This is a genomic window from Thermanaerosceptrum fracticalcis (assembly GCF_000746025.2).
Lineage (GTDB): Bacteria > Bacillota > Peptococcia > DRI-13 > DRI-13 > Thermanaerosceptrum > Thermanaerosceptrum fracticalcis.
Window position 1 is genome coordinate 2,707,307 of record NZ_CP045798.1, and the last position, 24,924, is coordinate 2,732,230.

24 protein-coding genes and 3 rRNA genes are annotated in these 24,924 nt (G+C 47.2%); 25 read left to right on the forward strand and 2 right to left on the reverse strand.

Annotated features, from left to right (window positions below; translation table 11 throughout):
* The first annotated feature begins 132 nt into the window (after positions 1-132).
* The 14 genes from dnaX (at position 133) to BR63_RS13815 (ending at position 14,032) form a co-directional block, all read left to right on the forward strand.
* Entirely contained in the window at positions 133-1,701 is a 1,569-nt protein-coding gene (gene dnaX, locus BR63_RS13750) for a DNA polymerase III subunit gamma/tau (protein ID WP_034425343.1), read from the forward strand.
* A 21-nt stretch (positions 1,702-1,722) separates the two neighbouring features.
* A complete protein-coding gene (locus tag BR63_RS13755) occupies positions 1,723-2,049 on the forward strand; it encodes a YbaB/EbfC family nucleoid-associated protein (RefSeq protein ID WP_153802182.1) in 327 nt (108 codons plus the stop codon).
* Positions 2,050-2,051: 2 nt separating this feature from the next.
* On the forward strand, positions 2,052-2,654 hold the full coding sequence (gene recR / locus BR63_RS13760) for a recombination mediator RecR (protein WP_034425346.1): 603 nt from the start codon (positions 2,052-2,054) through the stop codon (positions 2,652-2,654).
* A 127-nt stretch (positions 2,655-2,781) separates the two neighbouring features.
* Positions 2,782-3,111 carry a YaaL family protein gene (locus tag BR63_RS13765; protein WP_051966215.1) on the forward strand — a complete coding sequence of 110 codons (330 nt, stop codon included), beginning with the start codon at positions 2,782-2,784 and terminating at the stop codon, positions 3,109-3,111.
* A 98-nt stretch (positions 3,112-3,209) separates the two neighbouring features.
* Positions 3,210-3,473, forward strand: a complete 264-nt coding sequence (locus tag BR63_RS13770; protein WP_034425347.1) for a pro-sigmaK processing inhibitor BofA family protein — start codon at positions 3,210-3,212, stop codon at positions 3,471-3,473.
* Between the two features lie 273 nt (positions 3,474-3,746).
* Entirely contained in the window at positions 3,747-4,421 is a 675-nt protein-coding gene (locus BR63_RS13775; RefSeq protein WP_153802183.1) for a hypothetical protein, read from the forward strand.
* Positions 4,422-4,473: 52 nt separating this feature from the next.
* Positions 4,474-5,559: a transketolase C-terminal domain-containing protein gene (locus tag BR63_RS13780; RefSeq protein ID WP_034425349.1), complete on the forward strand. Its 1,086-nt coding sequence runs from the start codon at positions 4,474-4,476 to the stop codon at positions 5,557-5,559.
* A 21-nt stretch (positions 5,560-5,580) separates the two neighbouring features.
* Positions 5,581-6,330 carry a thiamine pyrophosphate-dependent enzyme gene (locus BR63_RS13785; protein ID WP_034425351.1) on the forward strand — a complete coding sequence of 250 codons (750 nt, stop codon included), beginning with the start codon at positions 5,581-5,583 and terminating at the stop codon, positions 6,328-6,330.
* 3 nt (positions 6,331-6,333) lie between these two features.
* The gene (locus tag BR63_RS13790) at positions 6,334-6,900 is read left to right on the forward strand and encodes a 2-oxoacid:acceptor oxidoreductase family protein (protein ID WP_034425353.1); all 567 of its coding nucleotides are present in this window, start codon (positions 6,334-6,336) and stop codon (positions 6,898-6,900) included.
* 19 nt (positions 6,901-6,919) lie between these two features.
* Positions 6,920-7,177, forward strand: coding sequence for a 4Fe-4S dicluster domain-containing protein (locus BR63_RS13795; RefSeq protein ID WP_034425355.1), 258 nt, complete (start codon positions 6,920-6,922; stop codon positions 7,175-7,177).
* Between the two features lie 553 nt (positions 7,178-7,730).
* Positions 7,731-9,348 (forward strand): 16S ribosomal RNA (locus tag BR63_RS13800).
* Positions 9,349-9,777: 429 nt separating this feature from the next.
* Positions 9,778-13,244: ribosomal RNA gene (locus tag BR63_RS13805) — 23S ribosomal RNA — on the forward strand.
* A gap of 147 nt (positions 13,245-13,391) precedes the next feature.
* Positions 13,392-13,506, forward strand: a 5S ribosomal RNA gene (gene rrf / locus BR63_RS13810).
* Together the 16S, 23S and 5S rRNA genes form the textbook arrangement of a ribosomal RNA operon.
* A 268-nt stretch (positions 13,507-13,774) precedes the next feature.
* Positions 13,775-14,032 (forward strand): sigma factor G inhibitor Gin, encoded by a 258-nt coding sequence (locus BR63_RS13815; RefSeq protein ID WP_051965870.1) that lies wholly within the window; start codon positions 13,775-13,777, stop codon positions 14,030-14,032.
* Between the two features lie 4 nt (positions 14,033-14,036).
* Here the strand turns inward: BR63_RS13815 and BR63_RS13820 are convergent, their stop codons facing one another.
* Complete coding sequence (locus tag BR63_RS13820) at positions 14,037-14,291, reverse strand: hypothetical protein (RefSeq protein WP_051965872.1); 255 nt, start codon at positions 14,289-14,291, stop codon at positions 14,037-14,039.
* A gap of 136 nt (positions 14,292-14,427) precedes the next feature.
* Between BR63_RS13820 and BR63_RS13825 the strand changes: the two genes are divergently transcribed.
* Genes BR63_RS13825 through rsmI form a run of 8 tightly spaced genes read left to right on the forward strand, consistent with a single transcriptional unit; the run spans position 14,428 to position 20,359 of the window.
* On the forward strand, positions 14,428-15,897 hold the full coding sequence (locus tag BR63_RS13825; protein ID WP_051965874.1) for an aminotransferase class I/II-fold pyridoxal phosphate-dependent enzyme: 1,470 nt from the start codon (positions 14,428-14,430) through the stop codon (positions 15,895-15,897).
* Entirely contained in the window at positions 15,894-16,223 is a 330-nt protein-coding gene (locus BR63_RS13830) for a cyclic-di-AMP receptor (protein ID WP_034423129.1), read from the forward strand. Before BR63_RS13825 ends, BR63_RS13830 begins: the two co-directional genes overlap by 4 nt.
* 4 nt (positions 16,224-16,227) lie before the next feature.
* Positions 16,228-16,680 (forward strand): YaaR family protein, encoded by a 453-nt coding sequence (locus BR63_RS13835; protein WP_051965877.1) that lies wholly within the window; start codon positions 16,228-16,230, stop codon positions 16,678-16,680.
* 15 nt (positions 16,681-16,695) lie between these two features.
* Positions 16,696-17,685 carry a DNA polymerase III subunit delta' gene (gene holB, locus BR63_RS13840; RefSeq protein WP_051965879.1) on the forward strand — a complete coding sequence of 330 codons (990 nt, stop codon included), beginning with the start codon at positions 16,696-16,698 and terminating at the stop codon, positions 17,683-17,685.
* Positions 17,678-18,427: a PSP1 domain-containing protein gene (locus tag BR63_RS13845; protein WP_051965880.1), complete on the forward strand. Its 750-nt coding sequence runs from the start codon at positions 17,678-17,680 to the stop codon at positions 18,425-18,427. Before holB ends, BR63_RS13845 begins: the two co-directional genes overlap by 8 nt.
* Before the next feature lie 24 nt (positions 18,428-18,451).
* On the forward strand, positions 18,452-18,757 hold the full coding sequence (locus BR63_RS13850; RefSeq protein WP_034423131.1) for an initiation-control protein YabA: 306 nt from the start codon (positions 18,452-18,454) through the stop codon (positions 18,755-18,757).
* Between the two features lie 8 nt (positions 18,758-18,765).
* Positions 18,766-19,527, forward strand: a complete 762-nt coding sequence (locus tag BR63_RS13855; protein WP_034423133.1) for a tRNA1(Val) (adenine(37)-N6)-methyltransferase — start codon at positions 18,766-18,768, stop codon at positions 19,525-19,527.
* Positions 19,517-20,359, forward strand: coding sequence for a 16S rRNA (cytidine(1402)-2'-O)-methyltransferase (gene rsmI, locus BR63_RS13860; RefSeq protein ID WP_034423135.1), 843 nt, complete (start codon positions 19,517-19,519; stop codon positions 20,357-20,359). Before BR63_RS13855 ends, rsmI begins: the two co-directional genes overlap by 11 nt.
* 41 nt (positions 20,360-20,400) lie before the next feature.
* Here the strand turns inward: rsmI and BR63_RS13865 are convergent, their stop codons facing one another.
* Complete coding sequence (locus BR63_RS13865; RefSeq protein ID WP_034423136.1) at positions 20,401-20,646, reverse strand: AbrB/MazE/SpoVT family DNA-binding domain-containing protein; 246 nt, start codon at positions 20,644-20,646, stop codon at positions 20,401-20,403.
* A gap of 540 nt (positions 20,647-21,186) precedes the next feature.
* Between BR63_RS13865 and metG the strand changes: the two genes are divergently transcribed.
* From metG to BR63_RS13880, 3 genes are all read left to right on the forward strand, one after another.
* A complete protein-coding gene (gene metG / locus BR63_RS13870) occupies positions 21,187-23,124 on the forward strand; it encodes a methionine--tRNA ligase (protein ID WP_034423138.1) in 1,938 nt (645 codons plus the stop codon).
* A gap of 107 nt (positions 23,125-23,231) precedes the next feature.
* Positions 23,232-23,999: a TatD family hydrolase gene (locus tag BR63_RS13875; protein WP_034423140.1), complete on the forward strand. Its 768-nt coding sequence runs from the start codon at positions 23,232-23,234 to the stop codon at positions 23,997-23,999.
* A gap of 149 nt (positions 24,000-24,148) precedes the next feature.
* Positions 24,149-24,907 (forward strand): 3D domain-containing protein, encoded by a 759-nt coding sequence (locus BR63_RS13880; protein WP_051965884.1) that lies wholly within the window; start codon positions 24,149-24,151, stop codon positions 24,905-24,907.
* Positions 24,908-24,924 lie beyond the last annotated feature (17 nt).

The following is a 24,924-nucleotide window of genomic DNA, read 5'->3' on the forward strand; positions in this document are numbered from 1 at the left end:
GCTTAGCAAGTTGCTTTTTGTGTATACTGAGAACAAATAATGCGTGCAATAGACCATTCGCTTTTGCACGCATTTCTTATGAAGCAAGGTAGGTACAATTTTTTAGATATAGCAAGAAAGGAGGCGGCCTCGTTGAGTTACCGGGCCCTTTACCGGGAGTGGCGGCCCCAGGACTTTGCCAGTCTTGTGGGACAAAATCATATCAGCCGGACCTTACAAAACGCTGTCAGCAAGGGAAGAATCGGCCATGCTTATCTCTTCAGCGGCCCCCGGGGCACAGGGAAAACCAGCACGGCAAAAATACTGGCCAAGGCTGTTAACTGCCTTGCTTTACAAGACGGGCAGCCTTGTAATCGCTGTGCAAACTGTGATGACATAAACAGCAGTCGTTCCCTGGATGTCTTGGAGATTGACGCAGCCTCTAACCGCGGCATCGAAGAGATCAGAGACATTAAAGAACGGGTAAATTTTGCCCCCAGCCAGGGGAAATTCAAGGTTTATATTATAGATGAAGTGCATATGCTCACTACCGAAGCTTTCAATGCCCTCTTGAAAACACTGGAAGAACCGCCGCCTCACGTCATTTTTATCCTGGCCACCACAGAACCCCAAAAAATTCCCCTTACTATCTTATCCCGCTGCCAGCGTTATGATTTCCATAAGATAGCACCGCGAGATATGGAGCTGCGCCTGAAAGAGATTTTGGATGCATCAAATGTTACGGTGGAAGAAGGTGTGCTTCCTATTATTGTCAAGAAGGCTGAGGGCGGTTTGCGTGATGCCATCAGCATCCTGGATCAGTGTATGTCCTTTGGTGGGGACACCATTTCTTTGGAAACTGCGCAGCTTGTCCTAGGTATGGTAAAAAGCCAGGCTCTTTTTAACCTTACAGAGGCCTTTGTAGAAAAAGACGCGGTTAAGCTATTGACGGAAGTGAACACCCTTTTACGGGAAGGTATTGAACCGGGACAAATCATCAAAGATTTGTTGGAACACCTTCGCAACATGGTCTTACTCCAGGTCTGCGGTGCTGATTCTCAGCTGGTGGCAGTAACCGGGGAAGAAAAGGAAGTTCTGACCAGACAAGGACAAAGTTTAGGTCTAGCCTGGTTATCCCAGGCCATCGGTGTTTTAGCCAGGCTGGAAAGCGAAAGCAGGTGGAGAGCCAATACCCGCATCCTATTAGAAACTGCTTTAATCGGTCTTATTTTACAGGGAGAAAAAAGGGATCAGGCTGTTCTTGCCGTTAGCGAAAAGAAAAATGTAGAGCCTGTTGTTGCAAAGAAAAGTGAGGAGCCCGCTAAGGTGACCACCCCTGCAGAAAATAAAATAGAGAAGCCTTCTTCTTCGGTGCAAAACGGGGTCACCCTGGCCCAGGTTAGAGAAAAATGGCCCCAGGTTATGGAGACAGTAAAGAATTTGAAGAAAACCGTCCATGCTTTTCTTATGGTGAGTGTACCTCTGGAAGTCCGGGGCCAGGATTTGACAATTGTCTTCAAAGACGGGTATTCTTTTCATAAGGAAAAAGTAGAACAGATGGAGAATAAAAAAATTGTGGAGGGGGCCTTAGAAAAAATACTGGGCCAGCGCTTTAATCTGGTCTGTTTGCTGGAGGAAGAGCCGGGCCAGGGTTCCTCAGACGATCCCGTAGAAAAGGCAAGGAATATTTTCGGCTCTGATATAGTCATCATTAAAAATTAATAGATTAGGAGGTATCTCATCATGGGTTTTGGCGGAATGGGAAACATGCAGAAAATGATGAAACAGGTGCAAAAAATGCAGGCCGATATGGCCAAGCTCCAGGAGGAATTAGGAGAAAAGACGGTGGAAACCAGCGCAGGCGGCGGAGCTGTCAAAATAGTTATGAATGGCAAGCAGGAGGTAAAAGAAATTACGATTGACCCTGAAATCTTACAGCCGGAAGAGGTAGAGATGGTTCAGGACTTGTTGATGGCGGCCTTTAATGAAGCTCTGCGTAAATCGCAGGATATGGTTTCCCAGGAAATGAGCAAAATTACCGGTGGAATGAAAATCCCGGGAATGTTCTAAATATGTATTACTACGCCAGTTCTTTAACCAGGCTCATTGAACTCTTCGCCCGTCTGCCGGGCATCGGACCAAAATCAGCCCAGCGTTTAGCTTTTCATATCCTGAGTCTGTCCCGGGAGCAAGTGGAAGATTTTGCGCAAGCCCTGTTGGAAGTAAAAAACAATATTGTTACTTGCCCAATTTGCTGTAATCTCACGGACATATCTCCCTGCAGGATTTGTGGCGATGAAAACCGGGACCCCTCGGTAATTTGTGTGGTGGAAGATGCCCAGGATGTGATTGCCATTGAGAAAACCCGGGAATATAAAGGCCAGTATCATGTTTTACAGGGGTCTATCTCTCCCATGGAAGGGAAAGGACCTGACGAACTGCGTATTAAAGAACTGCTGCAGCGTTTGGCGCAAGGCGAGGTTACGGAAGTAATCTTAGCCACCAATCCCGATGTGGAGGGGGAGACCACGGCCCTTTACATTGCTAAACTCTTGAAACCCTTAGGGATAAAAGTCACGCGCATTGCCCATGGTTTACCGGTGGGCGGAGATTTGGAATATGCGGATACGGCTACTCTCTCCCGCTCCCTCCTTGGCCGCCGGGAAATGGGTTGATAGAAGAGGTGCAAGTGTAACTAAGGCTTCCGCCCGCGCCTTCGTCTTGCCGTAAGCCAAGTTTTCTTTGTTTCGCTTTATTCCCAATTGGCAATACTATTGGTAAAAAGACCAAGGGGCGAGACGGATGGGAGAGATTACAAAAGGCCTGAAACGGGTAGAAAATATCTGGCAGCAAATGATGCGGTATGTTAATGACGAGCTTATCTTAAAGGGAAACACACCGGAGGAAGACTCGCGGGAAATGTCTCTGGTGACCCTGGTGGATAAGGCTCACCGTGAATGGATGCAGGCTAAAGCCTATTTTGAAGAGGTAGATGACCCTGATCTGGTGGATCACGCTATCTATGCTATGGAAGCCGCGGAAAAGAAATATATTTATCTTTTAAAATTAGCACGGAAAGAAAATGTAATAGATGAAAAAACTTATCAGGCACAGCAAAGCGGGCTGGTATAACCGGCGCGCTTTGTTCATTTAAGCCGCCCTAAATCATGGTTCTAAAAAAAAGAGGTGGACAATAAAATAGGTTAGAAGGAAAAAAAGGAGGGTTTTCGATGGAAGTGGGCGTCATATTAGCGACTCTTTTGTTGCTCGTCATGTTGTTTTTTATAATACGCCTGGTTGTAGGGCCTTTAAAGGTGTTAAGCCGGCTTTTTGTGAATTGCGCAATAGCCCTTGTGGCGCTTATTGTCATTAATTTTATAGGCAGTTACATAGGCATTCATTTGCCTATCAATCCTGTCAGTGTAATTGGTATCGGTATTTTGGGAATTCCGGGCCTTTTACTGTTCGCTTTTCTAAGTTATCTCTTTATTTGAGTTTTCTCTACAGGCATGATGTATTTATGTATACAATTTTTTACTAATACAAAAAGACAGTTAGTCCTTGACGTAAATGGGAAAATTAAATATACTTTATTCTGTACATAATAAATAAGAATGCTTCTCAGCTTCTCTCGGGTTGCTGGAAATTGGCATCCCTTTTTTTATGTGCAAAAGAGGTCCTCATCAAAATAATTACCCTCTGCTTGCGGGATAATATTTCCAATAGTCCTGTGTTTTTTTGGAAGATGTGGTGTTTATTTGAAGGGGGTGTTAAGCATCACCAGTAAAATAGCAGAGGCCTTTATTGGCGAATACGCCAGCGGTAAAAGTGAAGTAGCCCTGAACCGTGCTTTATCCCTGCTCAATGAAGGGAGGAAACCCGTGACCCTGGTTGACCTGGATTTGGTGGAACCTTTCTACACTTTGCGGCCCATCAAAAAGAAGCTGGAGGAGAAAGGTTTAGAAGTGATCGCCTGGGAAACGAGCAAAACCATGGGATTGGGTGAAGCGGGGACCCTGCTGAAGCCGGAAATGCGCTGGGCTTTAAAAAGACCGGGTGACGTTATCCTGGACATTGGCTACGGTGTTGAAGGGGCAAAAAAAATCAGGCTTGTAGAGGATGCAAGAGAAAGCGGACTGAAGATCTACGTTGTTACTAACATAGCCCGTCCTATTACCGGGGATGTGGAGAACATTGTGGAATATGTGAAAACCCTGGGACATGTGGATGGAGTAATTAATAATTCTCATCTTGGAGATGATACAGATGTCGAAATTATCCAGGAGGGAGCAAAGGTTGTAACGGAAGCGGCCCGAGTGCTGGGGCTGCCGGTCATTTGGACAACCGTGGAAGCCAGGTTCGTTCCTCTCATTGGTGTTAAAGACATTATGGGAAATCCTGTTTTCCCCTTGGTTCGTTACATGAACCGCAGTTTTTGGTGATATAGGCTTTTGCCTATCCAATAGATAAAAATACCAGGAGGTGTTTCTTTTTATGGCAGACAAGCCTGTTCAAGGTGAAAAGAGAGTGTTTATGACTGGAAATGAGGTAGTAGCTTGGGCAGCTCTGGCAGCAGAGGCTGATATTATGTATGGCTACCCCATTACCCCACAAAACGAGGTAATGCATTATTGGACACGTTTAGCTCCTAAATACGGAAGAAAGTTCTTGCAGACCGAAGATGAAATCTCCGCAGGATTTACTACAGTAGGTGGTGTACTGTCCGGCAAGAGAGCCTTTACCGCTACAGCCGGTCCTGGAAACACCCTGATGCAGGAATCCATGTCCATGGCAGAAATGATGAGAATTCCCACTGTGCTCGTGGTACAGCAGCGTGGGGGGCCATCCACCGCTACCGTTATTTATTCCCAGCAGGAAGTGACTATGACCTGTTACGGCGGTAACGGTGAAGGTTTGCGTATCGTCTATTCCACCGGTTCTCACCAGGAACTCTATGATTACACTATTAAAGCCTTCAACACTGCCTGGAAGTATCGTTTCCCCACTTTCGTACTGGGTGACGGATATCAGGCTAAAATGAGAGAATCTCTCTATATCTATGATCCCGCCATTAAAGGTATTGAAATGGTTAAAACCTATCCTTTCTTAGGCTCTGAGGGAATGCCCGGTACGGACCGTGACCCCAACCACCTGAGAAACACATACAATACCGAAGAAGAACTTTACGAAGTAGTTAAAGAACTGGTAGCCGAATATGAAAAAGTTGCTCCTGAAATTGTAGAATACCAAGAATTTAATACCGATGATGCTGATGTACTTATTGTAGCCCATGGTGTGGTTACACGGGCTGCTCAAGCGGCTGTTAAACTTTTGCGCAGTCAAGGCATTAAGGCAGGGCACTTCCGTCCCGTAACTCTGCGTCCTTTTGCCGCGAAAGAGCTGAAGGCAGCCGCCGACAGTGCTAAAAAGCTGATTGTTGTTGAATCTGCTCAAGGACAGTTACAAAAACTAGTTAAGGATGCTATCTATGGTTCTACCACACCTATGGAAGGTTATTTCAAACCCGGCCAAGGTATTACTGCCGAAGAGATAGTTGACTACGTTAAAAAGGGAATGTAATTTGAGGAAGGGGGTTTTCTTATGAGTATGGTACCTAATATGCCAAAATCTTGGCGCGCCGAAACAAAACCGCATAAGTTTTGCCCTGGCTGCGGCCACGGTTTAGTTTTAAAAGCATTGGGTGAAGCGATCGATGAATTAGGAATTCAGGATAGAGTGGTTTTTGGTTGTGATATAGGCTGCTCCCTCTTAGCCTGGGACTTCTTTAACTGTGATACTGTACAAACCCACCATGGCAGAACTACTCCGGTGGTAACCGGTGTAAAGCGGGCACGTCCCGACAGAATTTGTATTGCTTACATGGGTGACGGCGGCGGCTATGCCATCGGTTCTCAGCACTTAGTAAACGCTGCTGCCAGGAACGAAAAGGTTACAGCTATCCTGGTCAACAACTGTAACTATGGTATGACCGGCGGACAAATGGCGCCTACCACCTTACCTGAAATGAAAACGGAAACAAGCCCTTATGGTCGTGATCCTGAAGAGACAGGTTATCCTACCCAGGGGCCCGAAATGGTAGCCGCTATTACCAGGGAAGGGGCTTATGTAGCCCGCGGTACCGTAGCCAACCTGCGCCAGCTCAAGGGTTATATCAAAAAGGCACTGCAGAATCAGATCGATGGCAATGGATTTTCTTTCGTAGAAGCACTTTCCGGTTGTCCTACCAACTGGAGTACTAATGCCAAAGAAACATGGGCTTTCATTGAAGAAACTATGCCCAAGTACTTTAAAGTGGGCGAATTGAAAGTTCCTGCGAAAAAGGAGGAATAGTAAATGGCTAAAACCGTTAAACTAGCGCTGGCCGGTGAAGGTGGCCAAGGTGTTCAGTCCGTAGCAGGAATTATTGTAGAAGCTGCCAATGACGCAGGGCGTGAAGCCCTCTACATCCCAAACTTCGGGGTAGAGCAGCGCGGTGGCGTATCCGTAGCATTCTGCCAGATCTCCGATGAAAAAGTCGGCTCCCCCAAATTTGTGCACGCCGACCTGGTCATTGCCCTTTCCGACCGGGCCGTACGCCGCACCAAGCAATATGTTAACGAAAATACTGTTTTTGTGTACGATGCTTCCATCGAAGGCATAGAGAATGATTTACCTACTAATGCCAAGAAGGTTCTGGCTATTCCCGCTTTGGAAGTAGCCAAAAAAGAACTGCATCCTCGGGTCTTTAACGTGATCATCATGGGTGCTGCCATTGGCGCTACAAACGTTATCGAAATGGATCAAGCCAAAAAGGCCATTGAAAAGAAATTAGGGTACAAATTTGAACAAGATCCTAAATTAAGAGAAATGAACTTTAAGGCCTTGGAAAGAGGAGCCGAACTGGTTAAAGGATTACTGTAAGTGGTAAGGAGGAGATAAGATGACTACCAGTGCCTATAAAATGCTGCAGGTAGATACAAACAAAGCCCTGTTCACCATTTTTACCGGCCTGTGTAAGGGCTGTGGGCTCTGCATGCAGAAGTGCCCCGTAAAAACTCTTGAGTGGTCAGATGCCCTTGGTGTTTATGGTACACCGGCAGTACAGCCTAGAAATGCAGAAGAATGTACAGGATGCGGTATGTGTTCTATCGTGTGCCCTGACTGTGCCATCGTGATCGAGCGCAAGAAAAAAGCATAACAAGAGGCCGGGGAATTCCCCGGCCTCTTGAGTTAATTCATTTACCAAAACATAACATTGACAATGGGTTTAAGCCTGTGATACTATATAAAAGTCGCTGTGACAACGTGAAAAACTTGTTAAAGCGACCAGGATTTAGTTGGTAGTGGGAGACCACAAAAACCAGCTGAATCTAACAACCAACAACTGACAACTGGGGTTACCAAAAAGTGGACGGTTGACAAAAGTCGACTGGACATGATAGAATGAGATTCCGCTCGCAAGAGCGGAAAATAAGTTGCTAGTTCACAGTTACTAGTCACTGGTGAAAAGAGATGACCAGAGAGGTCAGCTAAACACTAGGAACTAATAACTAATAACTAATAACTAATAACTAGTAACTAATAACCAAAACAACTCGCGGACGTTGTCCGCGGAGGTCCTTGAAAACTGAACAGTTGAGAGCGAGCGTCTTGTTCAATTCAAATGAAGTAATTAGTGATTCAAGAGCTAATCAAACGCCAAAGAGTAAGTGCCTGGTTACTAATGACTAGTAACCGGTAACTAATAACTTTTATTGGAGAGTTTGATCCTGGCTCAGGACGAACGCTGGCGGCGTGCCTAACACATGCAAGTCGAACGGTCCGGCACTCAACTTTTAGTTGAGAGCCGGATAGTGGCGGACGGGTGAGTAACACGTGGATAATCTGCCTGTGACCCTGGGATAACACCGTGAAAATGGTGCTAATACCGGACAGCTTCGTTGGAGCGCATGCTTAGATGAAGAAAGGAGAAATCCGGTCACAGATGAGTCCGCGGCTGATTAGCTAGTTGGTGAGGTAAAGGCTCACCAAGGCGACGATCAGTAGCCGGCCTGAGAGGGTGGACGGCCACACTGGGACTGAGACACGGCCCAGACTCCTACGGGAGGCAGCAGTGGGGAATCTTCCGCAATGGGCGAAAGCCTGACGGAGCAACGCCGCGTGGGTGAAGAAGGCCTTCGGGTTGTAAAGCCCTGTCTTATGGGAAGAAGAAAGTGACGGTACCATAGGAGGAAGCCACGGCTAACTACGTGCCAGCAGCCGCGGTAATACGTAGGTGGCAAGCGTTGTCCGGAATCACTGGGCGTAAAGGGCGCGTAGGCGGTTAATTAAGTCAGATGTGAAATATCCGGGCTTAACCTGGAGGGTGCATCTGATACTGGATAACTTGAGTGCAGGAGAGGGCAGTGGAATTCCTAGTGTAGCGGTGAAATGCGTAGATATTAGGAGGAACACCAGTGGCGAAGGCGGCTGCCTGGACTGTAACTGACGCTGAGGCGCGAAAGCGTGGGGAGCAAACAGGATTAGATACCCTGGTAGTCCACGCCGTAAACGATGGGTACTAGGTGTAGGAGGTATCGACCCCTTCTGTGCCGGAGTTAACACAATAAGTACCCCGCCTGGGGAGTACGGCCGCAAGGTTGAAACTCAAAGGAATTGACGGGGGCCCGCACAAGCGGTGGAGCATGTGGTTTAATTCGACGCAACGCGAAGAACCTTACCAGGTCTTGACATCCCCTGATAGTCTAAGAGATTAGATGTTCTGTCTTCGGACAGACAGGGAGACAGGTGGTGCATGGTTGTCGTCAGCTCGTGTCGTGAGATGTTGGGTTAAGTCCCGCAACGAGCGCAACCCTTATCTTTAGTTGCCAGCACTTAAAGGTGGGCACTCTAGAGAGACTGCCGGTGACAAACCGGAGGAAGGTGGGGATGACGTCAAATCATCATGCCCTTTATGACCTGGGCTACACACGTGCTACAATGGCCTGTACAAAGGGTAGCGAAGCCGTGAGGCGGAGCCAATCCCAAAAAGCAGGTCTCAGTTCGGATTGCAGGCTGCAACTCGCCTGCATGAAGTCGGAATCGCTAGTAATCGCGGATCAGCACGCCGCGGTGAATACGTTCCCGGGCCTTGTACACACCGCCCGTCACACCACGAAAGTCTGCAACACCCGAAGCCGATGGAGCAACCCGGCACTCAATTGGATAAAAAGCGTAGAAGGAGAAGCCATAAAAGGGCAAAGCAACAACCTTCGAAAGAGATTTATCCAGTTGAGTGCCGGGAGCAAGTCGTCGAAGGTGGGGCCGATGATTGGGGTGAAGTCGTAACAAGGTAGCCGTATCGGAAGGTGCGGCTGGATCACCTCCTTTCTAAGGAGCATCTCAAAACGACATCCGAAAGCCGACATCCGACATCCGGAAGGAGAGGGAACGGCACGTGGATGACGAGAGCATCCTAGGTCGATGACGCAAGACTCAACTGTTTAGTTTTCAGGGACCAAGCGCCCTAAGGGCGCAGTTCCCGTTAGTTACCAGTTCCTAGTTACTAGTGCAAAGGGACCCGAAAGGGAAACTTGGAACTAATAACTAGTAACTAATAACTCACCAGCAAAGCTGGTGTGTGCCGTTCTTTGAAAACTACACAGAGGAGAAAGCAGTAAAGACACCGAGAACAAAAATCTCAGGTAGGAAACTGAGGATTCGACTACCGACATCCGACAGCCGACTAAACATTGGAAGGCGGAAATCGGAAAGCGGAAGTCGTGACCGAAGAGGAATACTAGAGAGCAAAAAGAAGTAGGTCAAGCTACTAAGGGCATACGGTGGATGCCTGGGCGCTAAGAGACGAAGAAGGGCGTGGTAAGCTGCGAAAAGCTACGGTGAGCCGCAAGCAGGCGTAGACCCGTAGATACCCGAATGGGGCAACCCGGCCGGAGTAATATCCGGCTATCGTACACCGAATAAATAAGTGTACGAGGACAACCCAGGGAACTGAAACATCTAAGTACCTGGAGGAGAAGAAAGAAACATCGATTCCCCGAGTAGCGGCGAGCGAAAAGGGAAGAGCCTAAACCCGGCACTCAACTGAGTGCAAACAAAAACTGGTGAGACTGGACAAAGAAACAGCATAAAAAACATTTCCAGTCTGGAACCGAAGTTGGCATTGAGTTGAGTGCCGGGGGTCGTGGGACTTCCGCAAAGCATGGGGAGTCTAGCCGAAGCGGTCTGGAAAGGCCCATCAGAGAAGGTAACAATCCTGTAGGCGAAAGACAGAACATGTGGGAAGGATCCCGAGTACCGCGAAGCACGTGAAATTTCGCGGGAATCAGCGAGGACCATCTCGTAAGGCTAAATACTCCTTAGCGACCGATAGCGCATAGTACCGTGAGGGAAAGGTGAAAAGAACCCCGGGAGGGGAGTGAAAAAGAACCTGAAACCGTATGCTTACAAGCAATCAGAGCCCGGCACTCAACTCTGCTTATCAGGAGTGAGAGAATGTACTACGTGTACTAATCAAAAATGAGCGAGATGAAACCTACATTGGATTCAGCTCAAACCTAAGAAAAAGATTAGAATACCACAATAAGGGTATGAACCAATCAACACGTGGACATAAATGGGAACTCATCTATTACGAGGCATACAAATCAGAACAAGATGCACGTGATAGAGAAACGACTCTAAAAGAATCGAGTCAAGCAAAGCGATGGTTAAAAGAAAGACTAAAGCGAAGTATGACTCTTGGTAAATAGAGTTGAGTGCCGGGTGATGGTGTGCCTTTTGTAGAATGAACTGGCGAGTTGCGGCAGCAAGCGAGGTTAAAGTGAGAAGCTGGAGCCGAAGCGAAAGCGAGTCTGAAAAGGGCGAGATAGTTTGTTGTCGCAGACCCGAAACCGGGTGATCTACCCATGTCCAGGGTGAAGCGTAAGTAAAATTACGTGGAGGCCCGAACCAACCGTCGTTGAAAAGGCGGTGGATGAGGTGTGGGTAGGGGTGAAATGCCAATCGAACTCGGAGATAGCTGGTTCTCCCCGAAATAGCTTTAGGGCTAGCCTCAAGGGAGAGATTTATGGAGGTAGAGCACTGAATAGGCTAGGGGCCTTCACCGGTTACCGAACCTTCTCAAACTCCGAATGCCATAAATCGTTACTTGGGAGTCAGACTGTGGGTGCTAAGATTCATAGTCGAGAGGGAAACAGCCCAGACCAACAGCTAAGGTCCCTGAGTGTGAACTAAGTGGAAAAGGATGTGGAATCGCAGAGACAACCAGGATGTTGGCTTAGAAGCAGCCACCATTTAAAGAGTGCGTAATAGCTCACTGGTCCAGGGGTTCTGCGCCGAAAATGTACCGGGGCTCAAGTTCACCACCGAAGCTTTGGATGTCTTAGGACATGGTAGGGGAGCATTGTATTCTCGTAGAAGCAGTACTGGGAGGTATTGTGGAGGGAATACAAGAGAGAATGCCAGTATGAGTAAACGAAAAGACAAGTGAGAATCTTGTCCGCCGAAAACCTAAGGATTCCTGGGGAAGGCTCGTCCGCCCAGGGTAAGTCGGGACCTAAGTCGAGGCCGAAAGGCGTAGATGATGGGAAATCGGTTGAAATTCCGATACCACCGTAGGTTCGTTTGAGTGAAGCAGTGACACAGGAGGATAAGTCGAGCGCACGGCTGGAAGAGTGCGTCCAAGCTGTAAGGGTGTAAGATAGGCAAATCCGTCTTACGGGAAGCCTGAGCAGTGACGGGGAGGGAAATTTAGTACCGAAGCGACTGATTTCACACTGTCGAGAAAAGCTGCTGGCGAGAATCTAAGGTGCCCGTACCGCAAACCGACACAGGTAGGTGGGGTGAGAAACCTAAGGCGCGCGAGAGAACCCTCGTTAAGGAACTCGGCAAAATGACTCCGTAACTTCGGGAGAAGGAGTGCCCGGCACTCAACCTAGTGTTTGAAAATGGGAAGAAGAGGTTAAAATCCAAAGAGAAACAACCTGGATAGACCAAAGTCAAGCATTGGGTTGAGTGCCGGGTCGCAGAGAAGAGGCCCAGGCGACTGTTTAACAAAAACACAGGTGCTTGCGAAAAAGAAATTTGACGTATAAGTGCTGACGCCTGCCCGGTGCTGGAAGGTTAAGGGGAGAGGTTAGTGCGATAAGTGCGAAGCTTTGAACTGAAGCCCCAGTAAACGGCGGCCGTAACTATAACGGTCCTAAGGTAGCGAAATTCCTTGTCGGGTAAGTTCCGACCCGCACGAAAGGCGTAACGATCTGGGCACTGTCTCAACGAGGGACTCGGTGAAATTGTAATACCCGTGAAGATGCGGGTTACCTGCGATAGGACAGAAAGACCCCATGGAGCTTTACTGTAGCCTGATATTGGATTTTGGTACGTCATGTACAGGATAGGTGGGAGACGGGGAAGCCAGTTCGCCAGGATTGGTGGAGTCGACCTTGGGATACCACTCTTGAAGTACTGAAGTTCTAACCTGGGCCCCTGAGCGGGGTTGGGGACAGTGTCAGGTGGGCAGTTTGACTGGGGCGGTCGCCTCCCAAAGAGTAACGGAGGCGCCCCAAGGTTCCCTCAGCGCGGACGGAAATCGCGCGAAGAGTGTAAAGGCAGAAGGGAGCTTGACTGCGAGACAAACAAGTCGAGCAGGGACGAAAGTCGGGCTTAGTGATCCGGTGGTTCCGCATGGAAGGGCCATCGCTCAACGGATAAAAGCTACCCTGGGGATAACAGGCTTATCTCCCCCAAGAGTCCACATCGACGGGGAGGTTTGGCACCTCGATGTCGGCTCATCGCATCCTGGAGCTGTAGTAGGTTCCAAGGGTTGGGCTGTTCGCCCATTAAAGCGGTACGTGAGCTGGGTTCAGAACGTCGTGAGACAGTTCGGTCCCTATCCATCGCAGGCGTAGGAAATTTGAGAGGAGCTGACCCTAGTACGAGAGGACCGGGTTGGACAGACCGCTGGTGTACCAGTTGTCTCGCCAGAGGCACCGCTGGGTAGCTATGTCTGGAAGGGATAAGCGCTGAAAGCATCTAAGCGCGAAGCCCCCCTCAAGATGAGATTTCCCACCCGGCACTCAACCTGATACTTGAAAGTGGAAAGAAAGGTTAATATCAAAGAGAGAAGAACCTGGACAAACCAAGGTCAAGTGTTGGGTTGAGTGCCGGGGTAAGGCCCCTGAGAGAAGATCAGGTAGATAGGCCAGGTGTGTAAGTACAGTAATGTATTGAGCTGACTGGTACTAATAGGCCGAGGGCTTGACCTACACCGCCGTAGGCGGTGAGTTGCTGGTTACTGGTTAATAGTTGCTGGTGAAATCGGTGTGCAAAACCTCTGTGTAGTTTTGAGAGAATTAATGTATTAAAGATAAAATAACTAATAACTAGTAACTAATAACTGAAAACGAAGTTTTCCTGGTGACAATAGCGAAGGGGTCACACCCGTTCCCATCCCGAACACGGCAGTTAAGCCCTTCAGCGCAGATGGTACTTGGCCACGAGGCCTGGGAGAGTATGTCGTTGCCAGGATTATTTAAAAGAGAGTCGATTTTTATTCGAGTCTCTTTTTTTTTTATACTCAGACTGCCTTGCCTTTAAAGGCCATTGCCGGGATTCACCTTTTCAAGTAACCCAATCCGCCACCAGGTCCACCAGAGAAACATTAGATACAGGTGTCCAAACAGCGCAATGTGGTACACCTAAAATTTACCTTTAGGCAGACAGGGTTATGATTAGAACCAAGACAAGTGGCTAAGAATATGTATAGATAAAGACGTAATTTTTTGGGGGCAGCGATATGAATCAAAACGTGGAAAATGCAGAGAAGATAAGACAACAAAACCCTGTGCCCGCCGGACATAAGGTGCTGCCAGTTTGCTATCTTTGTAACCAGGTACCAAAAGAAGGTATTAAGAGCGGTTTTTTTCTTAAAGGAATCTTTATTTGTGAAGAATGTGAAAAAGAGTTGATCAATATTAAACCGGAGAAGCATGATGAATATATGCTTACCATTGCCAAATTGCGGCACATACTCTTTAAAAATAAAACCTGGTAGTTTCCTACCAGGTTTTATGCGTGATGGTGAAGTTTCCTGTGCGACTCTTCTTTAAATGTCGGTGTCTCTCTTTTTCATGGAGATAGGATATTTCCTGCCTGATTTGTAAAATTTTTAGCATATCGATACCTAAGGCCTGAGAGATTTCAAGATCATTTTTTTCTTTTTTCCAGGATTGAATAATTTTCTTTACATCACACTTATACTTTTTGGAGAGAGCAGCTGCATTTACTACAGGATCATTCTTTTTCGATGTCATCTTAGCATTGCTCCTTTCTCTGTCTCTAGTTTTCCCTGGAGCAGGATTATGATTAATGTTTGTTCCTAGAAGATTATAGGAACTTATGATAAAATTGATTAATAGTAATAATTTTGATTTAACGGGTTGAGATTTTTTGAAGATTGCACCGTTATTAGAAAAAATAAAAAAACATATAGAGCAATCCTATACAGGTTTTCATACACCCGGCCACCGGCAAGGAAAGGGTATTTATACCGGCTTTAAAGAATTAGCCAAAGACATTTGTAAAATGGATTTAACAGAGCTGCCCGGCCTGGATAATTTAAAAAATCCTACCGGATGCATTAAAGCTGCTCAGGAACTGGCGGCTAAACTTTTCGCCTCTGAACAGACCTTTTTTTTAGTTAACGGCTCCACAGTCGGTCTTCAGGCTGCCCTTCTGACCCTCACTCCAGGGAAGAGGGTTATTGTGCCGAGAAACGCCCATATTTCCGTGGCAAATGGTCTTGTTTTGAGCGGCTCCGTGCCTCTCGTGGCCCCGGTGGTCATCAATGTAGAATGGGGAATCCCTTTAGGGATGGAATATGAAAGCATAGCCCATCTTTTAGCGGAATATCCCGATATAGAAGCTTTTGTTAGTGTTCAGCCTACGTATGAGGGCTTTGGATGCAATATTTATGAATTGCTAGATTTTCTCCGGAAAAAAGAGGTGCTTTCCATCGTTGATGAAGCTCACGGAGCCCATTTATATTTTCAGGATGATTTACCCCTTTCCGCCCAAAGGGCCAAGGCGGATGTGGTTATCCAGAGTACCCACAAAACCCTGGGAGCCCTTACCCAGGCCAGCATGCTTCACGTGAACAACAGTAAACTGGCTGCCGGGGTGGCGGCCGCTTTAAATGTGCTGCAAACCTCCAGTCCTTCCTATTTATTGATGGCTTCCCTGGATAGTGTACAGGCTCAGATGTCCCAGGAAGGAAGAGCCCTTGTCAAGAGAACCTGGGAAATGGCATTGGAGTTGCGCGCCAGCTTACGAAAACTGTCAGGCTTTCGCTTAATTGACGAGGAAGTAAATCCGGCCTGGTATCATGATCCCACCAAAATCCTCCTGTCTTCGAGAGAGTTAGGCCTGACAGGCTGGGAATTGGCCCGGATCTTGCAGGAAGATTACGGCATTGTGGTGGAACTGTCCAGTTATTACTATGTTCTCTTTTTGCTTACCATCGGCCATGAGCCGCAAGATACCGGAAAGGTTGTAACAGCCCTAAAAGAGATGGCCCATAGGTATGGTAAAACCCAGGCCTTGACTCCCTGGGAGCATCCCGGGAAAATATTAGAGGGAGAAATAGAATTACAATTAACGCCACGTCAGGTTTACTGGGCGCCTAAAGAAGACCTGCCCTTGAGGGAAGCTTTAGGGAGAATTGCCGGAGTTCCCCTTGCGGTGTATCCGCCCGGTATTCCGCTTATTTGGCCCGGACAGGTTATTGGTAAAGACTTGTTGAATTACTTGGAATGGGTGATTAAAAATAAATTCCCCGTGCAGGGATTGACGGCCGATTATAAGATCCCGGTGGTCCGGGAAGAGGGGTCACGGGAGGAAAAAAGGAAGGGAATAAGATGAAACTGGTTATTGCTGTGGTTAGCGATAAAGATGCCTCTCTCCTGCTGGATCAGCTCATAGAGCAAGGTTACCGTGCCACCAAACTGGCCAGCACCGGAGGGTTCCTCAAAGAAGGAAATACAACCTTGTTTATGGGCATTGAAGAAGAGAAGGTTGAGAATGTGCTGGCCATCATTAAGAGCGTTTGCCGTTCCCGCCCAAAGATTATGACACCTATTGCCCCTTTATCCGGGCCTGGAGAAGCCTATGTGCCATATAGCGTGGAAGTCCCTCACGGTGGAGCTACCATTTTTGTGCTTGATGTAGAGAAGTATCTTAAGGTGTAATAAGATGCGGATTAGAAATGAGCAAAAGCCCAAAAACCTTATAGCTTCGCCCCACATTGCAGGGAGGAGGGAAACCAGAGGACTTCACAGTCCTGAATTTCCCGATTTATTAAACCACTACAGCGGCCCTGACTGGCAGCTCGCTCTCGATGAAATCCTCAAGAAATTGGACGAGGCAGGGCAGCGCCTGGCCAAGAATTTTTCCGTTTATGACATGAAGCTCTATAAAGAAACTTTGAAAAAATTTCTTTATAATACCCTTGGCAGGGTCTATGACTTAAAAGAGGAAACGGGCTGGACCAGGCAGGGACGTCCTAAAGTCTACCAGAGAATCGAGATGATAAATGGGGAATTAGAGGAGTTATCCCGTCTGGTTTTGGCGGAGCAGAAGGACTCCCTGAAAATACTGGAAAAAATGGACCATATTCGTGGTCTTTTAGTGGATTTATATTCTTAGAAACGGAGTTAGAGCATGGGTTTTAAGGAAATCAAAGGACAAGAAAGAGCAGTTGCCCAGTTAAAAGCCGCGCTTACTTCGGGACGCATTTCCCATGCCTATTTGTTTTATGGACCGGAGGGGATAGGCAAAGCCAAAACAGCCCGTATCTTTGCCAGGGCTCTCACCTGTGAAAATCCCCTGGAGGGAGAACCTTGCGAAGTCTGCAGCAACTGCCGCAAAGCTAATTCCGGTAATCATCCGGATATCCGGGAGGTTTCCCCGGACGGTACCTCGCTAAAAATTTCTCAGATCCGTAATTTACAAAGTGAGGTTTATCTCAAATGTTACGAAGGCAGGTTTAAGGTCATCATTGTTCATGATGCCCAGCTATTGACGATAGAAGCCGCTAACAGCCTTTTAAAAGTGCTGGAGGAACCGCCGGAAAGAACCATTTTTATTTTGCTGGCCCAGGATGTGCAAAATTTACCCGATACCATTCGTTCCAGGTGCCTGCATATTCAGTTCAGCCCTTTAGACCAAGGGGTTATCAGCGAAATTTTGGCCGAACAAGGAGTGGCTGCAAAAATTCCCTTAAGCCTGGGCCAGGGTTCCGTGGGGAAAACCCTTAAACTAATGGAAAGAATAGACTACCAGCAGTTGTTATTAAACATCAGCCATTTAATTGGTGATCTGAAAAGGGCCGGATACCGGGAGATTTTTGCCTGGGCTGAATCCCTGGAAAAAGACCGGGAACTGTTGAAGGTAACCTTAGAGCTCATTGCCAACATGTACCGGGACAAACTGGTCCGCTGCACCACGGGTAAAGAAGAGCTTTTATGGGGGACTGATGAGTTCGTGGAAAAAGAGGATAACCCGCAAATTTGTTTAGCTATTTTAGAAGAAATGAATAAGGTTCCTCTCTATTTGAAACATAACGTAAATTTACGTTTGGTTCTGGAAATGTTATTGATAAAATTAAAAAATATAGAACGTGAAGAAAGGCGGATTGACTCTATTGGTTAGAGTAGTTGGTATACGCTTCAAATCAGCTGGAAAAATATATTATTTTGATCCCGGTGAGTTCCAGGTTCCCGTTGGTGCCGATGTAGTAGTAGAAACAGCACGGGGACTGGAATTTGGTAAGTCTGTCATAGGCATACGTGATGTTCCTGAGGACCAGGTGGTCCTGCCTTTAAAAAAAGTTATCCGCCTGGCTACACCGGAAGATCGGGTGCAAATGGAAGTTAACAATAAAAAAGAAAAAGAAGCCATCCAGATATGTAACAGTAAAATCAAAGAGCACCAGCTGCCAATGAAGCTGGTGGATGTAGAATACACCTTTGACGGGAGTAAAGTTATTTTTTACTTTACGGCCGAAGGACGGGTGGATTTTAGGGAACTGGTCAAGGACCTGGCTGCCATCTTCCGAACCCGTATTGAGCTGCGGCAGATTGGGGTTCGCGATGAGGCCAAAATGTTAGGGGGGATTGGTTCCTGCGGCCGCGTTTTATGCTGTGCCTCTTTCCTGGGAGATTTTGAACCTGTTTCTATTCGCATGGCTAAGGACCAGAACTTATCCCTTAACCCCACCAAAATCTCGGGTATTTGCGGTCGTTTGATGTGCTGTCTAAAATTCGAAAGTGACGGGTATGAATGCGGTAAAAAATGCGGCAAGGAGGGCAATGTCCCAGTCCTGCCCGAGGTCATTCCCGGAGATGAATACGAGAATTATGATTTATTAGAGAATAAATTAAAAGCCGAGTGACCTCATTTTCAGGAGGTAATAGCAATGAAGATTACCGAACGGCTCATTGAACTGGAGCAGCAGTTGCAGAACCTGCTCAATGAAATAACCACCTTAAAGATGCATGCCTATGCCCTGGAAGAAGAAAATGAACGGCTGCGGCGAGAACTCTGCAGCTTCAGTGATGAGCATACGGCTCAGGTAGAAGCAAATGCCAAAAAGATACAGGGGGAAGGTTATGATAACCTGGCCAGACTTTATCATGAAGGTTTTCATATCTGCCATCTCCATTTTGGTCAGGCCCGCAAGGGTGATTGTCTCTTCTGTATGGGATTCTTACGTAAGATCTAGGAGTGTCTATGGATGAGGTAATTATTTATCCCGATGAAACCCTGGATGACCTCTTGATCCAGGGTTTACGCATTATTCAAAAAGCCAAGGGCTTCCGTTTTACCCTGGATTCTGTGCTGCTATCCCATTTTGCCACGGTTAAAGAAGGGGACCGGGTTGTGGACCTGGGCACAGGTACAGGTATCATTCCCTTGATTCTTAGTACCAGGGCCAAGAAGTTGAAGCTTATTGGGGTGGAACTTCAGGCCCATATGGCGGAAATGGCCCTCCGTTCTGTAAAACTGAATATGCTGGAAGGGATTATCGAGATACTGGAGGGAGATCTCCGCAATATTCATAAGATAATTGGGGGCGGTCAATATACCCTGGTGACGGCCAACCCTCCCTATTGGTCTGTGGCGGAAGGACGTCCCAGTCCCGCAGAAACCAAAGCCCTTTCCCGTCATGAGATTTCCTGCTCTTTGGAAGATTGTATAGCCAGTGCCAGTAAGCTTTTAAACTACCAGGGGCGTTTTGCTCTTATCCACCGCTCCGACAGGCTCATAGACATTATCGGTCTCTTGCGCCGGTACCAGCTGGAGCCCCGCAGGATGCGGCTTATTCATCCCTATCTGGGAAAGTGCGCCCAGCATGTGTTACTGGAAGCCCGGAAAAGCGCTCCTCCTGAATTAAAAGTGTTACCCCCCTTGATTATTTATGAGGCTCCGGGCAAATATAAACCGGAAATTTTAAGATGGTATGGTAAGGAGGAGGGGAAGGGTGGAGCGTAGTACCTGTGGTACACTTTTTATTGTCGGTACTCCCATTGGCAATTTAGGCGATATAACGCTGCGTGCCATGGAAACCCTGAAAAATGTGGATTTAATCGCGGCAGAAGATACCCGCCAGACAATTAAACTTTTAAATCACTACGGCATCAAAAAGCCCGTCACCAGTTATTTTGAACATAATAAACTGGTGAAGGGCCCCGTGCTTATCCAGGAGCTCTTAGAGGGCAAGAACGTTGCCCTGGTTTCCGATGCCGGCATGCCCGGCATTTCTGATCCCGGGGCGCAATTAATCAGAGAATGCATAGGTAAAGAGATACCTTTAACTGTTATCCCCGGTCCTTCAGCGGTGCTTACAGGGCTGGTAGCTTCGGGCTTAGATACGACAGGGTTTGTGTTCTGTGGATTTTTCCCCCGGGAAAAGAAAGAGAAAAAAAGGCTTTTAGATAGTTTGGGGCAGGAGACTCGTACCATGGTCTTTTATGAAAGCCCCCGCCGCCTGCGGGATACGCTAATAATTATTCAGGAAAGCTGGGGGGACAGGCGGTGCTGTGTGGCCCGGGAATTGACAAAGGTATTTGAGGAGTATCAGCGGGGAACCATCAGCCAGGTATTAGCGGGATTGGAAGATAAGCCCCTTAAGGGAGAAATAACTCTGATTGTCGAAGGAAATCAAGCAAGGGAGGCTAAGGAGCTTTCCTTTGAGGAAGCAGAGGCCTGTTTCAGAGAACTGGTTAATAAAGGAATGAGTAAGAAAGAGGCGGTAAAAGAAGCAGCACGTCTTTCCGGAATTCCGAAACGGGAGTTGTACCAGCGAGTAATGGTAGAGGACTAAAATAAAAGGCGCAGTTTGTGACTGCGCCTTACACCTGAGATTTAAGCGTTAGCTGCCATGGCCTGTGCACATTCCTTGCACACCAATTTACCGCGGAAATTCTGGACATCATCAGCACTGCCGCAGAAAACACAGGCGGGCTCATATTTCTTGAGGATGATTTTCTCCTGGTCTACATAAATTTCCAGAGCATCTTTTTCGTCTATACCTAGAGTTCTTCTTAATTCAATAGGTATAACAACTCTACCGAGCTCGTCCACTTTTCTGACAATACCCGTGGATTTCATACATACAACTCCTTTCTCTCCCAAGATTCGACAAATAATTACGACTAAATGATAACAATTATTCCATTATAAGTCAATACGTAATTTACATTTTTTTCATAATATTAGAAAGCATAGGGTTTCCAAATTTATGGGGGATGAGCGGAAGTATCATGTTATGTTCTATTTATGTCTGGCAGGTGTCGCATAAAAAACATAAAAAAGGCAGCACTTGACAATGAACCCTCAGATTCATATACTGTTTGGTATAGTCTTTCCTCTACTAGGAAATGTAAATTAATAAAGAGAAACGGGATGAAGGGAAGAGTAGGTGTTATACTTCCTTACAGCGAGTGGAGCAGGGTGGAAGTCCACAGGGAGTAATACTGAAGATGGGCCTGGAGCCGGCTTTCTGACGTGGGGCGTACGTTATAACGCCAAAGTCGTTGTGACTTGCTGAGGGCTAATTTTTAGCTGAAGCAGGGTGGTACCACGGTAGGCTAAGCCTCTCGTCCCTGGAAGGATGGAGGTTTTTTCATTTTTTTCAAGGAGGTTATGGTAATGGAGAAGAAGACCTTTTATATCACCACACCTATTTATTATCCCAGCGCCAAGCTGCATATAGGCCATGCTTTAACCACGGTGATGGCCGATGCCATGACCCGCTATAAGCGGATGCAGGGCTATGCTACTTATTTTTTAACGGGTTCTGACGAACATGGGCAGAAAATAGAGAGAACAGCCAAGAGTGTGGGTAAAGAGCCTCTCCAGTATGTAGATGAGATCGTAGCAGGCTTTAAACACCTCTGGCGGGCGCTTCATATCTCTAATGACGACTTTATCAGGACCACAGAAGAAAGGCATAAAAAAGCGGTCCAGAAGATTTTCCAAAAGATATACGACCAGGGAGACATTTATCGTTCCGAGTATGAAGGATGGTACTGTACACCCTGTGAAGCTTTCTATACGGAACGCCAGGTTGGGGAAGAAAGAGTATGTCCCGACTGCCAGCGTCCCGTAGAGCTGGTGAAGGAAGAAAGTTATTTCTTCCGGATGTCAAAATACCAGGACAGGCTGTTAAAGCATATTGAAGAAAACCCTAATTTCATCCAGCCTGCTTCCCGCCGCAATGAGATGATCAATTTTATTAAGAGTGGCCTGGAAGACCTCTGTGTTTCCCGCACCACCTTTAACTGGGGTATCCCGGTACCTATAAATGATAAACATGTTATCTATGTATGGTTTGATGCCCTGACCAACTATATCTCGGCTTTAGGCTGGGGCAGCGACAACAAAGAACTGTACCATAAGTACTGGCCTGCCGATATCCACCTGGTAGGTAAGGATATTGTCCGCTTCCATACCGTAATCTGGCCTACCATCCTCATGGCTGCCGGTTTACCCCTGCCCAAGCAGGTTTTCGGCCACGGCTGGCTCCTTTTGGAGTCGGGGAAAATGTCCAAATCCAAGGGCAATGTGGTTGACCCCCTGGTCTTAATCGATAAATACGGCGTCAATGCCATTCGCTACTTCCTCTTAAGGGAAATTCCCCTGGGAGCTGATGGTTACTACTCGGAGGATGCTCTTATTCAAAGAACCAACACGGATCTGGCTAATGATTATGGCAACCTGGTTTCCCGTACCGTGGCCATGATCGAAAAATATTTTGGAGGAGTAATTCCCGCGCCTCTTCAGGAGGGGGATTATGATCAGGAGCTTATTCAGACAGTCAAGCAGGCCATTGAGGATACAACGGCTTACCTGGATAAGATGGATTTTGCCAATGCCCTTGCCAGTATCTGGCGGGCGGTAAACAGGGCCAACAAATACATTGACGAGACCATGCCCTGGGCTCTGGCCAAAGATCCCGCCAAGAAAGAGCGTCTGGGGACAGTGCTCTATAACCTGGTAGAAACCATCCGTATTGTAACGGTAATGGTAACTCCTGTAATGCCTACCCTGCCTGAGAAGGTCTGGGTTCAGTTAGGAGTAGACTCTGTAGAAAACACCGCCTGGACTGATTTAGTCTGGGGCAAGACCAGACCGGGCTTAAAAGTAACCAGGGGTGAAGCCCTCTTCCCACGTATTGAGATAAAGGAGAGTAATGACATGGAACAAGTGAAAAATTCTGGGCCCGAAGAAAAACCGGCAGCGGCCCCACAGCCTGCTCCTGTTGAGGAAATTTCCATCGAGGATTTCGCCAGAATAGACTTAAGGGTGGCCGAAGTCCTGGCAGCGGAAAAAGTAGAGAAGGCTGATAAACTTCTAAAATTAGAGATTAAATTAGGGGAAGAAACCCGTACCATCGTGTCCGGTATTGCCAAGCATTACGCTCCTGAGGAACTGGTAGGCAAAAAAGTCATTATTGTAGCTAACCTGAAGCCGGCCAAACTGCGGGGCATCGTCTCCCAGGGGATGATCCTGGCAGCTTCCCATGAAGATACCCTGGAAGTCCTAACCGTTGCCAAGGACCTGCCCAGCGGCAGCAAGGTGAAATAACTCCAGTTACTAGTTATTAGTTCCTAGTTACTAGTCATTTTTTTTCAGTCGGATTTCGGAAGGCGGACATCGGATGTCGGAAATTGAAGTCTACTTAGGAGGCTCTCATGTTATTTGATACTCATGCCCATTTAGACGATAAACAGTTTGCACAAGACAGGGAAGAAGTCATTCAACGGGCGAAAGACGGCGGGGTGGAATTAATCGTCAATGTGGGTTATAATCTGGCTTCTGCCAAACGCACCTTAGCCTTAGTGGAGAAATATGATTTTATTTACGGTTCGGTGGGGCTCCATCCTCATGATGCCAAGGATGGGGATGACCGTACCCTGGCTGAACTGAAGAGGATGGCCCAGCATCCCAAAATCGTAGCCTTAGGAGAAATGGGTTTAGATTATTACTGGAACCATTCCCCTCACGAGGTACAGAAAGAGGTGTTCCGGAAGCAGATTGCCCTGGCCAAGGAACTTAAACTCCCCATTATTATCCACGACCGGGATGCCCACCAGGACATCCTGAACATTGTCAAGGAAGAAGGCGCTAAAGAAGTGGGAGGGATCTTCCACTGTTATTCGGGGTCCTGGCCCATGGCCCGGGAAGTTATGAAACTGGGCTTTTATATCTCCCTGGCCGGCCCTGTAACTTTCCATAATGCCCAGAAGCCCAAAGAGGTGGTTAAAGAGGTGCCCCTGGATTATCTCCTGATCGAGACGGACTGCCCCTACCTGGCGCCTGTACCATACCGGGGGAGGCGGAATGAACCTCTTTATGTGGCCAAGGTGGCGGAAATGATTGCCGAAGTCAAAGGGATACCCGTGGAGAAAGTAGCCGAAGCTACGAAAGAAAACGGTAAAAGAGTGTTTAGAATCAAGTAGTGAAGAGCCCTTCCTGAGTGGAGGGGTTCTTTTTTAAAGGGACAAGGTCCGCCTCCCGGATACATGTAGTATCATTTGTGTCTATTCTGAATAAATTAATAGTAACACTGGCAATAATACTACTAGTATTATCCAGCGGAGGTATATATATGGAAACAGAGATACGACGACCCCTGCGCAAGTGGGGGGCTATTACAGTTACTATAATAGCTGTAGTACTTTTTAGTGTGTTTTTTTATATAACAATTACCCACCATACTTTAAGCATACCCGAAATCATGAATAAGGCGGGCATAAAATTAAACCCCATGGATAAAGTGGTGGGGGAATTCTCCAAAAAGAAACTTCCCGTTCATTTGGCGGTGGTAAGAGTGGAAGAATCCTTTTATGAACAGGAGGAAATTGTCCCCTTTCCCAAAGAGCGCCAGTTAGACCCGAGCTTGAAGAAAGGCGAAATAAAAGTAGTGCAGAAAGGGGAAGACGGCTTAGTCCGCAAGAAATATCTTATACATACGGAAAATGGGCTGGAAACAGATCGTAAGGTTGTGGAAACAGAGGTATTGAAGGAAGTAAAGCCGGAAATTATCACCATGGGAACTAAAGGCACGATCATGATTGCCTCCCGCAGCCTGGTGAATCCTAAGAAAGTGCTGACTTTACAGGCTACCGCCTATACTCATACCGGCAACAATACTTATACAGGTGTTTACCCCCGTATCGGCACAATAGCCGTGGATCCCAGGGTCATCCCTCTGGGGACGAGAATGTGGGTCGAAGGCTACGGCTATGGGATTGCCCAAGATACCGGCGGTTTGATTAAAGGGAATATTATTGACCTTTTTATGGACACGAAAGAAGATTGTTTACGCTGGGGACGCCGCAACGTAAAGGTGTATATTTTAGAATAAATCAATGCAAGCAGGGA

What these genes read in the sequence shown, in the direction of transcription:
- BR63_RS13815 (WP_051965870.1), top strand. Translation starts at nt 13,775, where the DNA reads ATGAATCAAAACGTGGAAAATGCAGAGAAGATAAGACAACAAAACCCT.
- BR63_RS13790 (WP_034425353.1), top strand. Translation starts at nt 6,334, where the DNA reads ATGGCTAAAACCGTTAAACTAGCGCTGGCCGGTGAAGGTGGCCAAGGT.
- BR63_RS13835 (WP_051965877.1), top strand. Translation starts at nt 16,228, where the DNA reads ATGCGGATTAGAAATGAGCAAAAGCCCAAAAACCTTATAGCTTCGCCC.
- BR63_RS13780 (WP_034425349.1), top strand. Translation starts at nt 4,474, where the DNA reads ATGGCAGACAAGCCTGTTCAAGGTGAAAAGAGAGTGTTTATGACTGGA.
- BR63_RS13880 (WP_051965884.1), top strand. Translation starts at nt 24,149, where the DNA reads ATGGAAACAGAGATACGACGACCCCTGCGCAAGTGGGGGGCTATTACA.
- recR (WP_034425346.1), top strand. Translation starts at nt 2,052, where the DNA reads ATGTATTACTACGCCAGTTCTTTAACCAGGCTCATTGAACTCTTCGCC.
- BR63_RS13865 (WP_034423136.1), bottom strand. Translation starts at nt 20,646, where the DNA reads ATGAAATCCACGGGTATTGTCAGAAAAGTGGACGAGCTCGGTAGAGTT.
- metG (WP_034423138.1), top strand. Translation starts at nt 21,187, where the DNA reads ATGGAGAAGAAGACCTTTTATATCACCACACCTATTTATTATCCCAGC.
- BR63_RS13820 (WP_051965872.1), bottom strand. Translation starts at nt 14,291, where the DNA reads ATGACATCGAAAAAGAATGATCCTGTAGTAAATGCAGCTGCTCTCTCC.
- BR63_RS13850 (WP_034423131.1), top strand. Translation starts at nt 18,452, where the DNA reads ATGAAGATTACCGAACGGCTCATTGAACTGGAGCAGCAGTTGCAGAAC.
- holB (WP_051965879.1), top strand. Translation starts at nt 16,696, where the DNA reads ATGGGTTTTAAGGAAATCAAAGGACAAGAAAGAGCAGTTGCCCAGTTA.
- BR63_RS13765 (WP_051966215.1), top strand. Translation starts at nt 2,782, where the DNA reads ATGGGAGAGATTACAAAAGGCCTGAAACGGGTAGAAAATATCTGGCAG.
- BR63_RS13785 (WP_034425351.1), top strand. Translation starts at nt 5,581, where the DNA reads ATGAGTATGGTACCTAATATGCCAAAATCTTGGCGCGCCGAAACAAAA.
- BR63_RS13770 (WP_034425347.1), top strand. Translation starts at nt 3,210, where the DNA reads ATGGAAGTGGGCGTCATATTAGCGACTCTTTTGTTGCTCGTCATGTTG.
- BR63_RS13755 (WP_153802182.1), top strand. Translation starts at nt 1,723, where the DNA reads ATGGGTTTTGGCGGAATGGGAAACATGCAGAAAATGATGAAACAGGTG.
- BR63_RS13855 (WP_034423133.1), top strand. Translation starts at nt 18,766, where the DNA reads ATGGATGAGGTAATTATTTATCCCGATGAAACCCTGGATGACCTCTTG.
- BR63_RS13830 (WP_034423129.1), top strand. Translation starts at nt 15,894, where the DNA reads ATGAAACTGGTTATTGCTGTGGTTAGCGATAAAGATGCCTCTCTCCTG.
- BR63_RS13875 (WP_034423140.1), top strand. Translation starts at nt 23,232, where the DNA reads ATGTTATTTGATACTCATGCCCATTTAGACGATAAACAGTTTGCACAA.
- BR63_RS13795 (WP_034425355.1), top strand. Translation starts at nt 6,920, where the DNA reads ATGACTACCAGTGCCTATAAAATGCTGCAGGTAGATACAAACAAAGCC.